Annotated in this window: 5 protein-coding genes; 1 reads left to right on the top strand and 4 read right to left on the bottom strand. The window is 74.2% G+C overall.

Annotated elements, in window-relative coordinates; all coding sequences use genetic code 11:
- The coding region (locus tag GA0115242_RS22455) for a condensation domain-containing protein (protein WP_141721713.1) at positions 1-2,253 on the bottom strand (2,253 nt) is incomplete at its 3' end.
- A 411-nt stretch (positions 2,254-2,664) separates the two neighbouring features.
- Here GA0115242_RS22455 and GA0115242_RS22450 point away from each other — a divergent pair.
- Complete coding sequence (locus GA0115242_RS22450; RefSeq protein ID WP_093831257.1) at positions 2,665-3,615, top strand: thioesterase domain-containing protein; 951 nt, start codon at positions 2,665-2,667, stop codon at positions 3,613-3,615.
- A gap of 320 nt (positions 3,616-3,935) precedes the next feature.
- Here the strand turns inward: GA0115242_RS22450 and GA0115242_RS22445 are convergent, their stop codons facing one another.
- Genes GA0115242_RS22445 through GA0115242_RS22435 form a run of 3 tightly spaced genes read right to left on the bottom strand, consistent with a single transcriptional unit; the run spans position 3,936 to position 12,297 of the window.
- Positions 3,936-7,913: a non-ribosomal peptide synthetase gene (locus GA0115242_RS22445; protein ID WP_093831255.1), complete on the bottom strand. Its 3,978-nt coding sequence runs from the start codon at positions 7,911-7,913 to the stop codon at positions 3,936-3,938.
- Positions 7,910-11,020 carry a non-ribosomal peptide synthetase gene (locus GA0115242_RS22440; RefSeq protein ID WP_093831253.1) on the bottom strand — a complete coding sequence of 1,037 codons (3,111 nt, stop codon included), beginning with the start codon at positions 11,018-11,020 and terminating at the stop codon, positions 7,910-7,912. The genes GA0115242_RS22445 and GA0115242_RS22440 overlap by 4 nt, the downstream gene beginning before the upstream one ends.
- A 50-nt stretch (positions 11,021-11,070) precedes the next feature.
- The gene (locus GA0115242_RS22435; protein ID WP_093831251.1) at positions 11,071-12,297 is read right to left on the bottom strand and encodes a cytochrome P450; all 1,227 of its coding nucleotides are present in this window, start codon (positions 12,295-12,297) and stop codon (positions 11,071-11,073) included.
- Positions 12,298-12,311 lie beyond the last annotated feature (14 nt).

Genomic DNA, 12,311 nt, shown 5'->3' with positions numbered 1-12,311 from the left:
AAACACCTCAAAAACCGACAAGTCAAAACACACCGACGTCGAACCAAGAACCCGAGACAACAACCCCCCACCCACACCACCGAAAACACTCACAGCCCACTCCACAAAAGCCACCGCACTCCCGTGCGACAACACCACCCCCTTCGGCACACCCGTCGAACCCGACGTATAAATGCAATACGCCGCACCCCCCGAAAACACCTCCACACCAGGCCCCACCACCGACCCCGCCCGCAACCCCTCCTCATCCACACACACCACCACAACCCCGGGACCCACCAGCCCCTCCACCACCCCCCTCACCGACGCATCACACACCACCACCCCCACACCAGAATCAGCCGCCATGAACCGCAAACGCTCCACCGGATAACCCGGATCCAACGGCACATAACCAGCCCCCGCCTTCAACACCCCCAACATCCCCGCCACCATCCCCACACCCCGCGACACACACAGACCCACCAGACAATCAACCCCCACCCCCAAACCCACCAACCTCAAAGCAACCGCATTCGCCCAACCATCCAACTCCCCATAACGCACACCCACCCCACCACACTCCACCGCCACCACATCCCGACACCCCACCACCCGCCGCTCGAACAACTCATGCAAACCCACCACCCCACCACCCACCACACCCCCACCATCACCGAACCCCACCACCTCACCCCGACCCACACCATCCAGAACAGCCACCTCACCCACCCGCACATCCACCCCACCCACCACACCCTCAAGCAACACCGTGAACAACCCCACCAAACGCTCCACAGAACTCCGGTCGAAAAGATCCGTGGAGAATTCGAAGCCGCCTTCGATTCGGCCCGAGGGTGTTTCCGAGAGGAGGAGGGAGAGGTCGAACTTGGCGGTGCTCTCGCTCACGTCGACGCGTTCGAGGTCGAGGTCGCCCATGCGGAGTTCGCTCTCCGCGAGGTAGGTGAAGAGGGCCTGGAACAGGGGCTGGTGGTCGGTCCGCGCGCCGGGGGCGATCTCCTGGACGAGACGGCCGAAGGGCAGGTCGCGGTGGTCGTAGGCGGCGATGAGATTGCCCCGGACCTGGCGCACGAGTGCGTCGAAGGTCAGCGGGCCGGAGAGGTCGGAGCGCAGCACCAGGGTGTTGAGGAAGTAGCCGACGACGTGCTCGGCGTCGGGGTGGTCGCGGCCGTCCACGGGCAGCCCGACGCTGATGTCGTCCTCGCCGCACCACCGCGACAGCAGGGTCTGGAAGGCCGCGAGCAGCACCATGAACGGGGTCGCGTCGTTGCGCCGCCCGAGCGCGGTCAGGGACGCGACGAGGGGCGCGGGCAGGGTGAAGCGCACCACGTCACCGCGGAAGCCGGGGGTGGCGGGACGGGTGCGGTCGAAGGGCATGTCGAGGGCGGCCGGGGCCCCTTCGAGGCGGCCGGTCCAGTAGTCGAGCAGGGTGCGCAGCCGGTCGCCGCTGAGCGTCTCGCGCTGCCAGAGGGCGAAGTCGGCGTACTGGGCGGCGGGTTCGGGCAGCGGGGAGGGCTCGCCTCGGCGGAACGCGTCGTAGAGCAGGCCGAGTTCGCGGAAGAGGACGTCGAAGGAGGTGCCGTCGATCATGATGTGGTGGGCGGTGACGGCGAGGACGTGCTCCCGCTCGCCGGTGCGCACGAGCTGGAGCGACATGGGGCAGCGGTCCGCCAGGTCGACGGGTGCGGCGGCGGCCGTGCGCAGCAGCGCGCGCAGCGCCTCGTCGCGTCCGGCGGACGGCACGGCGGTCAGGTCGTGGCGCTGGAGTGCGGGCGGGGAGGCGGGTTCGACCGTCTGCCGGGGCACTCCGTCGACGTCGGGGTAGCGGGTGCGCAACGCCTCGTGGCGGCCCACCAGTTCGGTCAGCGCGGCGACCAGGGCGGGCTCGTCGAGGGTGCCGCGCAGCCGGACCGCCGACTGCTCGTGGTAGGCGGCGCCGGTCTCGCCCGTCCGGTCGAGGAACCAGAGTCCCTCCTGACCGAGGGAGAGGGGGACGGTGTCGGGGCGGGGAGCGCGCGCGAGGGGCCGCCGGTCGCGAGGGGCGGGGGCGGATGCGCGGTCGGTGCCGTCCGTCTCGGCCCGCAGCAGGTCGGTGATCTCCGCCTTGGCCTCGCGCAGCGCGGCCGTCCGCGCGGCGCTGAGCCCGTCCAGCGCCCGGTACCGCAGCCGGTCGCCGTGCACCCACAACCGCACGCCGTCGGCGCGGAGTTCGTCGAGGAGTCGGCGGGCGTCGGTCTGCGGCGATCCAGTCATGGCGGAGCCTTTCTGGCACGCGGAATCGGCCGGTCGAGGAGGACGGGCCTGGGACGGTCCTGGCGGCGGCGTCCCGCGCGGGGCACGGGGCGCGCCCGATTCCGGGAGCGGAGGTGACGCGGGGAGTTCCCCTGTGACGAGGGCGCTTCGGCGCGGTGCCGGAGGTGGGCCGGGGTGCAGTCTCGATCACCGTAGGCAGGGCCCGAGGACCCGTCAATCAACCGTGGGCACGGCCGCGGCGAGGGGCTTTTCAACCGGGGTCGGCCCTCGGTTGAACGCGCTGCCGCCCGCGGTCGGGGCGGGTGTGTTCCGGCGGGACGTGCGCCGCCGTGACCGCCGGGTCACCCTGGCCGGTGAGGGACGCGCGCCGCCCGGCGCGGTCCTGACCCGTGACAGGGGGCGTGATCGGCCGTGATCGACGAGCTGCTTCAGGAGCTGCGCGGCAGCAACGTGCGCGTCTGGGCGAAGGACGGGCGGCTGCACTTCGACGGGCCGAAGGACGTGATGACGCCCGAGCTGCTGGCCGTGCTGCGCGGCCGCAAGGAGGAGCTGCTGCGGCGCCTCGCGGACGGGCCGCGGGAGCGGCCCGCGGTGCGGGCGGCGGAGCCGGGCGCGGACCGCGGGGCCGGGGTCCGGCTGAAGGTGCTCGCGCGCGCCGAAGGCGGCCTCGTGGTGTTCGTCCTGCCGCCGGCCGGGGCCGGGCCCTCCCTCTTCCACGCGTGGGCGGCCGCCGCGCCCGCGGGCGTGGAGGTGGTGGTGGTGCACGCGCCGGGCCGGGAGGACCGGATCGAGGAGCCGCCCTACCGGGGTGTGGCCCCGCTCGCGGACGCGGTCGCCGCGGCGGTCGACGGCTACGGGGACCGTCCGTTCGCCGTCTTCGGGCACAGCGCGGGCGCCCTGGTCGGGCACCAGGTGCTGCGCCGGGTCCGGCCCGGCGGGGCGCGGCTGCTTGTGACGGCGGCCTCGACGCCGCCCGACCGGGTGGTGGGCGACGTGGCGGAGATGAGCGACGGCGATCTGCTGGCCGCGATGGCGGCGTGGGGCGGCACGCCGGAGCAGGTCCTCGACGATCCGCTGGGCCGGGACGCGTTCCTGCCGTGTCTGCGGGCGGATCTGGAGGTGGTCGAGTCGTGCGGCCGCGCCGAGGGCGACGTGGAGCCCGTCGACGTGCCCGTCCTCGCCCTGGCGGGCACCGACGACCCCTTCGCGCCGCTGTCCGAGTGCCTGCGCTGGGCCCGCTGGAGCACCGCGGGCTTCCGGGCGCACCTGCTGCCGGGCGGCCACTTCTTCCCCGCCACCGAGGGCGCCGAGATCCTGTCCCTGATCCGACGGCACGCGACGGGACGGGAACGGGGCGCCTGACGGCGGGCTGCGGGAGGCGGGCGGCGGGCGCCTGGCGGCGGGCAACGGGGACATCGCCGCGCCGACGACCGGCCCGGGGCCACAGGGGCTCCGGGCCGGTCGTCGTCTCCAGGGTCTACGGGTCTCCGAAGTCCTAGGCGTCCTCGGGGCCTTCGGGGCCTTCGGGGCCTTCGGGGTCTCCGTAGTCCTAGGCGTCCTCGGGGTCTTCCGGGTCTCCGTAGTCCTATGGGTCCTCTGGCTCCTCGGGGTCCTCGGGCTCTCGGCGTCCCCGGGGTCTTCGGCGGGGGCGGCGTCCACCTCGGTGTCCGCCGCCCCCCGGGTCAGATCTCGTCGAAGACGACGCTCTCCTCGGTGATCCGGCGCAGCCGTCGCGCGAGGTCGGTCGCGTTGGCGCCGCGCAGCAGGGTCAGGTGGTTGCCGGGGACGACGTCGCGGACGAGGTCGGGGACCACGCTGCGCCAGGCCGTCTCGTCCTCGTCGGGGGTGGGGACGGCGGTGGTGACCGGGAGCGGTTCGGCGGCCCGCAGGAGGTGGACGCGGCCGTCCCACGGTGCGGGCCGGTGATCGAGCAGCGCGCGCCGGTTGCGCTCGGTGACGCGGACGAGGTCGTCGCCGAGGGTGTCCAGGTCGACGCCCTCGGCGGCGCCGATGTCGAGGTCCTCGATGGCCCGGCGGACCTGTTCCCGCTCGCCCGCGGTGGCGCAACTGGCCGCCGGGGGCCAGCTGTCGAGCATGACCGTCGCGTCGACGGGAGCGGAGCGGCGCTCGGCCTCACGGGCCATCTCCAGGGCGATGGAGCCGCCCATGGACCAGCCCACCAGGAAGAGGGGGCCGTGTCCGCGCACGGGTTCGAGTTCGTCGAGGTAGCGCAGGGCGAGGTCCTCGACGGTCCCGGCGTCCGGGGTGTCGGGGCCGGGTGCCTGGAGGGCGTGGACGGACAGCTCTCCGCCCAGGTGCTCGGCGAGTTCGCGGAAGGGCAGCGCGGAGCCGCTGGCGGCGTGCACGAAGACCAGGGTGGGCGCTCCGGCGCTGGGCGCGAGGGGCACCAGGCAGCGGGCGGCGCCGGAGCGCGGTGCGCGGACCCGGGCGGCGAGGTCCCTCACCGTGGGCGCGGCGAAGATCTCGGCGACGTCCAGTTCGATGCCGAACTCGGCGGTGCAGGCGGAGATGAGCCGGAAGACCAGCAGGGAGTGGCCGCCGAGGGCGAAGAACCCGTCGGTGACGGCGAGCCGTTCGACGCCGAGGACCCGCCGGAAGAGGGCGGCCATCCGCTCCTCGACGTCGTCGGCGTAGCCGGGGGCGTCGTCGGTGGTCGCCTCGGGGTGGGCGCCGCGGGCGGTCCGGCCGGCGAGGAGGGCGGCGCGGTCGGGCTTGCCGTTGACGTTGGTGACGATGGTGTCGACGATCTCGATGGTGGTGGGGAGCATGTACCTGGGCAGCATGCGGGCCGCGTCCGCGGCGATCCGGTCGGGGTCGGGGCGGGCGCCGTCCTCGGGGACCACGAACGCGGCCAGGTGCTGTTCGTCGGCCTCGGTGACGACGAGGACCACGCACCGTTCGACGCCGTCCTGTTCGGCGATGACGGCTTCGAGTTCGGCGGGTTCGATGCGCATGCCGCGGATCTTGACCTGGTCGCCGATCCGGCCGAGGTGTTCGAGGACGCCGTCGTCGCGGTAGCGGCAGAGGTCGCCGCTGCGGTACATGCGGGCGCCCGGTGGTCCCCAGGGGTCGGGCAGGAAGCGTTCGGCGGTGAGCGCGGGCCGGCTGAAGTAGCCCTGGGCGAGGCCGACTTCGGCGGCGATGAAGGCTTCGCCCGGGACGCCGACGGGCACCACGTCGAAGTGCTCGTCGAGGACGTGCAGCCGGAAGTTGTCGGAGGGGCGCCCCAGCGGGACGACCGGGTTGCCCGGGTCGCGGGGCACGATCATGTCGGTGACCCGGCCCGCCTCGGTGGGCCCGTAGCCGTTGACGAGGCGGGCGCCGAGGCGGGCGTGGCAGGCGTCCCGCAGCCGGGGCGTGACCGGTTCGCCGCCGGAGATCATCCAGCGCAGCGAGGCGCACTGGCCGTCGGTCAGCTCGTCGAGGAAGACCTGGAGCTGGGTGGGGATGACGTAGGCGGTGGTGACGCGGTACTCGTCGATCATCCGGGCGAGGTAGCGGACGTCCCAGTGCTCGCCGGGGCGGCAGACGGCGACGCGGGCGCCGGTGTACAGGGGCCAGCACAGCTCCCAGAGGGAGACGTCGAACCCGTACGAGGTCTTCAACAGGGCGGTGTCGCCGGGGTGGTAGGGGTAGTTGCGCTGCATCCAGAGGATGTCGGCGATCGATCCGGCGGCGTCCGAGGCGACCGCTTTGGGGCGGCCGGTGGAGCCGGAGGTGTAGAGCAGGTGGGAGACCTGGTGCGCCACCGCCCGGTCGGGGTCGGTGGCGGGCCGGTCGGCCCAGGGCCGCGGGTCGTCGAGGGAGATCACCTCCCAGGGTCCCGCGGGCACCCGGTCGCGGGCGGTTCCGGCGGTGAGGACGGTGGTCGGTCCGGTGTCCTCCAGCATGAACCGGATCCGGTCGGCGGGGAGTTCGGGGTCGAGCGGGACGTAGGTGCCGCCGGACTTGGCCACCGCGTAGACGGCGACGACCATCGCGAAGCCGCGGTGCGTGCACAGGGCGACCCGGGTGCCGGGGCCGACGCCGCGGGCGGCGAGGTGGTGGGCCAACCGGTTGGCGCGGTCGTTGAGTTCGCCGTAGGTGAGGGTTCCCTCGTCGCCGACGAGGGCGGTGGCGTCGGGGCGCAGCCGCACCTGTTCCTCGAACGGCTCGGCGAGGGAGCGGTAGGGGTGGGCGGGGCGCTCGTAGGCGTTGAGGCCGTACAGGACGCGGTCGCGTTCGGCGTCGGTGATCAGCGGGTGGCTCGCCGTCTCGGCGCCCGGGTCGTCGAGGAGCCGGTCGAGCAGGTGGGTGTACATGGCGGCGAACCGGGTGACGGTGGTCTTGTCGAAGAGGTCGGCCGAGCACTCCATGAGCCCGCTGAGGCCGTCGGCGGTCTCGGTGAGGACGAGGGCCATGTCCCACTTGGCGGTGCCGTACTCGGCGAGGCCGCCGGGGTCGGTCCGGTAGCCGTCGGCGGCCGGTCCCTCGGCGGTCTGGAGCGAGAACTGGGCCTGGAAGACGGGGTCGACGCCGAGGTCGCGGGGCACGTCGAGGCGGGCCACGACGTCGTCGTAGGGGACGTGCTGGTGGTCCTGCGCCTCCAGGACGGTGCGGTGGACGGCGCGGACGGCGGCGGTGAAGGTGGCCCGCTCGGGGAGTTCGGTGCGCAGCGCGACCGACTTCACGAAGCAGCCGAAGATGTCCTCGGTGAAGGGCTGGTCGCGTCCGGCGAAGACGCCCCCGACGACCAGGTCGCGCTGGCCGCCGAGGCGGGTGAGCAGGACGTGGTAGGCGGCGAGGGCGACGACGTACAGGGTGGTGTCGTGCTCGCGGGCCAGGCGCGCGGCGCGGGCCAGCGGGCCGGTGCCGATCCGGACCGGGACGCTGTGTCCGGCCCGGGTGGAGACCTTGGGCCGGGGCCGGTCGGCGGGCAGGGCGAGGACGGGCAGCGGTCCGGCGAGCTTCCCGGTCCAGTAGGCCAGGTCCTCCTCGGCTCGGCGCTCGTCGGGGTGGTCGTGCAGCCAGGCCGCCCAGTCGAGGAAGTCCGGCCCCCGCGGGTCGGGTTGTTCCTCGGGGGCGGGTGCGGCGAGCAGTCCGACGAACTCGTCGACGAGCCGGGTCCAGGACCAGTGGTCGGCGATGACGTGGTGGAAGCCGAGCACGAAGGCGGCCCGGCCGTGCGGCATCCGGATCACCGAGAACCGCCACAGGGGCGGCCGGTCGGGGCGCAGCACCTCGCGCGAGCAGGCGTTGGCGATGTCGGTGGCCCGGCGTTCGGCCTCGTCGTCCTGGCACTCGGTGAGGTCGTACCAGGTCACGTCGGGGTCGTGGACGCCGCAGTCCTCCTGGACGGGTTCGCCGCCGGATTCGGAGAGCCGCAGCCGCAGGGCGACGTGGCGCCGGACGAGGACGCGCAGGGCGGCGCGGAGCCGGTCCTCGTCGGGGGTCCGGTCGACGTGCACGAGGTCGAAGACGTTGTACTCGTTGCTGTCGGCGTAGAGCCGGGAGAAGAACCAGATGCGGCGCTGGGCCGGGGTGAGGGGGACCTTGGCGCCGGGCGGCACGCGCGGTATCCGCTCGGGCGCCGCGCCGGACGTCTCCCCGGCCAGGAGTTGCCGCAGCAGCCGGTCCCGGGCGGATTCGGTGGTGGTCATCGCGCCTGATTCCCCTTCAGTTCGGCCAGCAGGCCCGCCGCGTCGTCGTCGGAGAGGGCGGCGGTCATCTCGCGCAGCAGGCGGTCCACGGTGGCGGCCATCTGGCTGATCGTCGGACCGGCGAAGAAGTCGCGCACCGTGAACTTGATGTGGAAGGCGGCGTTGATCCGGTTGAGGATCTGCAGCGACTTCAGTGAATTGCCGCCCACGGCGAAGAAGTTGTCGTCGCGGCCGGGCTCCTCGACGCGCAGCACGGCGCGCCACAGGTCGGCGATCCGTTCTTCGAGCGCGGTCAGCGGGGGCTCGGAGGCGGTGCTCCTGGCCGCCCGGTCGCGGGCCGTGGGGGCGGGCAGGGCGCGCCGGTCGAGCTTGCCCGAGGAGCCGAGCGGCAGGGCGTCGAGGGCGACGTAGACGCCGGGCAGCATGTAGGCGGGCAGGTACTCCTCGGCGTGCGCGGCGAGGCGTTCGACGGCCGCGCGGTCGCCGACCACGTAGGCGACGAGTTCGGCGGCGCCCTCCTCGTCGGGCCGGGCGACGACGGCGCAGTCGGCGCCGCCCCGGGCGAGGACGGCCTCGACCTCGCCGGTCTCGACCCGGCAGCCGCGGATCTTGGTCTGCTCGTCGGCGCGGCCGCGGTAGCCGAGCACGCCGTCCTCGTCGAAGGCGGCGAGGTCGCCGGTCCGGTACAGCCGCTCCCCGGGGCGCACCGGGTAGGGGTGCGGCACGAAGCGTTCGGCGGTGGCGCCGGGGCGGCCGAGGTAGCCGCGGGCGAGTCCGCCGAGGCCGGAGACGCAGAGTTCGCCGGTCACGCCGGGCGGGACGGGGCGCAGTGCCTCGTCGAGGACGAACAGCCGGTAGACGCCGATCTGCCGGCCGAGCGGGAGGTTGCCCGTGCCGTCGTGGGACCGTCCTTCCCAGGCGGCGACCTCGGAGGTCTCGGTCTGTCCGTAGAGGTTGTGGCACTCGGCGTCGAAGTGGTCGGCGAACCGTTCGAGGAGCCGCGCGGGCACGGCTTCGCCGGAGAGCTGGACCCAGCGCAGGGAGGGGTGGCGGGCGGCGGGGGCGTGCCGCAGGTAGGCGTCCAGCATGGAGGGGACGAAGTGGGTGAAGACGGTGTGCTCGGCGGTGAGCAGCTCGGTGAGGTGGGTGACGTCGGACTCGGCGTCCGGGTCGGCGGGCAGCAGGGTGGCGCCCGCGGCGAGCGGTCCGAGGATCTCCCAGATCGCCACGTCGAAGATGAGGGGCGTCTTCTGGACGACCCGGTCGCCGGGTGCGAGCCGGTAGCGGCGGCCGAGCCACTCCAGGCGGACGGCGGCGGTGTGGTGGTCGAGCACCACGCCCTTGGGCCGCCCGGTCGAACCGGAGGTGTAGTAGACGTACGCGGCGTGGTCCATGCGCGGGGCGGGGACGTCGGGGGCGTCGGCGCCGCCCTCGGTGGGCACGGTGGTGAGCGGGACGCGGTGGGCGGCGAGCCGGTCGGTGAACCGTTCCTGGGTGACGATGGTGGTGAGCTGTGCGTCGTCCGCGATGAACCCGACCCGCCGGTCGGGCATCCGCGCGTCGAGCGGCACCATGGCGGCGCCGGTCTTCCAGATCGCGAGCAGGGCGACGATCAGGTCGACGGAGCGTTCGACGAGGACTCCGGCGGTGCGTTCGGGGCCGAGGCCCTGGGCGATCAGCCGGTGGGCGAGGAGGTTGGCGCGCCGGTCGAGCGCGCCGTAGCCGATCGTGCCGGTGGCGGACTCGACGGCGGTGAGGTCGGGTCTGGCGCGGGCCGTCTCCTCGAACGCGGCGTGCACGGGCCGCAGTCCCGGGTAGGTCGCGTAGCCGCTGTTGATCGCCGCGACGGTGGCGTCGAGCCGGTCGTCGGGGAGCATCGGCAGGGCGTGCAGGCGGGTGCCGGGGTGGGTGGCGGCGTGCGCCAGGAGGGTGGCGAAGGAGTCGGCCCAGGAGCGGGCGGCGCTCTCGGTGGCCTCGGCGCGGTCGTATTCGAGGACGGCGCTCCAGGCGTCGCCCGCGGGTGCGAGGCGCAGCGAGATCCCGGTGGCGGCGGCCGTGGTGCGCAGCGGCAGGTGGCGGGTTCCGGCGGGGTCGGGCGCGGTCCCGGCGGGGGCGGGTCCCGGCGGCACGAACTCGGCGCGCGGGGCGGGGGCGTCGGGGTCGCGGCGGTCGGCGAGGATCTCGTCGAGCGGCGGCCCTGAGCGGGGTCCGGCCTCCTCGGCGGCGGTGTGGGCGGCGGCGAGGAGTTCGCCGAAGCGCGCCTCGCGGGCGACGGGCACCAGCAGCGGGACGGTGCGGGCGAGGTTCCCGACGGCCGCGGGGGCGGCGCGGTGCGCGGCGGGGACGGCGACGAGGGTGTGCTCCTCCTGGGCGTACCGGTGGACGGTGGCGAGGAACGCGGCGAGCAGCACGGAGTCCGCGGAGGTCGCGGTGGCGCGCGCCAACTCCTCCACGGCGGCGCGTACTTCGGCGGGGACGGTGAGGGTGACGGCGGCGCGGGCGGGGGGCAGTCCGGTGCCGTGCGGGGTCTCGATGCCGAACCGGGTCAGCGGCAGCGGGAGGTCGAGGCGGTCCCTCCAGTAGGCGCGCCGCTCCTCGGCGGTGACGGTGGCGGGCGGGGTGTCCTCGGGGCCGGGCGCGGGCGTCCCGGGCAGTTCCCGGCCCGCGCACAGGGTGCGGAACTCCTCCCAGAGCACGGTCATGGACGGCTCGTCGCAGCGGGCGCGCGGTGCGGCGAGGGCGAGCAGGACGGCGTCGGGTCCGAGCCGGACCAGGCAGCCGCGCAGCGGCGGTTCGGCGGTGAGGTCCCAGGGCGCCCCGGCGTGCTCCTCGGCCGCGCGCAGGGCGTCCTGCTCGGTGGCGGCTTCGGCCCGGTGGGCGCGCGGTGGGCGGACGCCGTCGGCGCGCAGCGCCGGGTGCCGTTCGGTGAGCGCGCGCAGTGCGGCGTCGATCCGGTCGGCGGGGGCCGGTGCGGTGAGGCGGGCGGCGCGGGCGACGGTGCCGTCCTCGGGGGCGGCGGGGCGCCAGTCGGGCAGGGTGCCGGGTTCCCGCCGCGGGGCGGCCGGGGACCCGTGGGTCTGACGGTGGTCGAGGTCCACGGACACCATGTACTCCAGCTCTGTCGGGGTCGGCGGGGCGTCGTGCCGGGTGGGCCGCGTCAGCGGCGGGTGAGCGCCAGCGGGACGGTGCGGTAGCCGCGGAAGAAGTTGGACTCCAGGCGCCGTGGCACGCCGGCGAGTTCGGCGTCGGCGATCTGCTCGGAGAGGGCCTGGACGATCGCGCCGACCTCGATGCGGGCGAGCGCGGCGGCGATGCAGTAGTGCGCGCCGTGCCCGAAGGTGAGGTGGCGGCTTCCCGCGCGGTCGAAGCGCAGTTCGTCGGGGTGGTCGAAGACGTCCTCGTCGCGGTTGGCGGAGCGCAGCCAGAGGGTGACGTACTCGCCCTTGCGCAGGGTGACGCCGCCGATCTCGGTGTCCGCGAGCAGGACCCGCATCACGTGGCTGACCGGGGCCTCGAAGCGGAGCAGTTCCTCGGTGGCGCCGTCCAGGCCGGTGCGTCCCTCGCGCAGGCCCTGCCAGGCCGAGCGGTGGGTGACCATGGTCAGGGCCGCGGCGCCCGAGGTGTGCCGGGTGGTCTCGTTGCCGCCCGCGATCAGGTCGTGGCAGTTCATGACGGCGATCTCGCGGTTCATCGGTCTGCCGTACATGGTGGCGTTGGCCAGCACGGTCGCGACGTCCTCGCCTGGGGTGCGGCGCTTCTCCCGGACGAGGTGGTCGCTGTAGGCGAACAGTTCGGCGTGGGCGGCGAGTTGGCTGGTGGAGGTGGCGTACCCGGAGCCGCTGAACGCGGACCGGGTGAGCCGCAGGACGTGGTCGCGGTCGCTCGGGGGGACGCCGAGCAGGTCGCAGATGACGATGGCGGGCAGCGGGGCGGCGACCGCGTCGACGAAGTCCACCGGGCTGCCGTCGGCGGCCTCGGCGACCAGGGTGCGGGCGATGTCGAGGGTGCTGTCGGCGAGCTTGCGCATGAGGCGCGGGGTGAAGGCGGCGCCGAGGGCGCGGCGCATCTCGCCGTGCGCGGGGTCGTCGGTGACCAGCAGGGACATGCCGCCCGCCGCCGGGCCCGCGAGGGTGTCGGACTTCTTCTCGCCGAGGTGCATGCCCATCTCTGAGGAGAAGCGGTCGCCCTGCCGGTAGACCTCCTCGATGTGCCGGTAGCGGGTGACGGCCCAGTGGTCGCGCAGGCCGTGGGAGCGGACCGGTCGGCCGATGGCGCGCAGGGTGCGCCAGACGCGTTCGGGAGCCTCGCTCGCGTAGAGCTTCTCGTCGGTCAGGTCGACGTCGAGGGCCTGTTCGGGGAGGTCGAAGTCGCTGTCGTGCGGCATGGCCGGTCGCGTCC

Source organism: Streptomyces sp. SolWspMP-5a-2 (assembly GCF_900091845.1).
Lineage (GTDB): Bacteria > Actinomycetota > Actinomycetes > Streptomycetales > Streptomycetaceae > Streptomyces > Streptomyces doudnae.
This window is presented reverse-complemented; position numbering and strand designations above follow the sequence as displayed.

What these genes read in the sequence shown, in the direction of transcription:
- GA0115242_RS22445 (WP_093831255.1), bottom strand. Translation starts at nt 7,913, where the DNA reads ATGACCACCACCGAATCCGCCCGGGACCGGCTGCTGCGGCAACTCCTG.
- GA0115242_RS22440 (WP_093831253.1), bottom strand. Translation starts at nt 11,020, where the DNA reads ATGGTGTCCGTGGACCTCGACCACCGTCAGACCCACGGGTCCCCGGCC.
- GA0115242_RS22435 (WP_093831251.1), bottom strand. Translation starts at nt 12,297, where the DNA reads ATGCCGCACGACAGCGACTTCGACCTCCCCGAACAGGCCCTCGACGTC.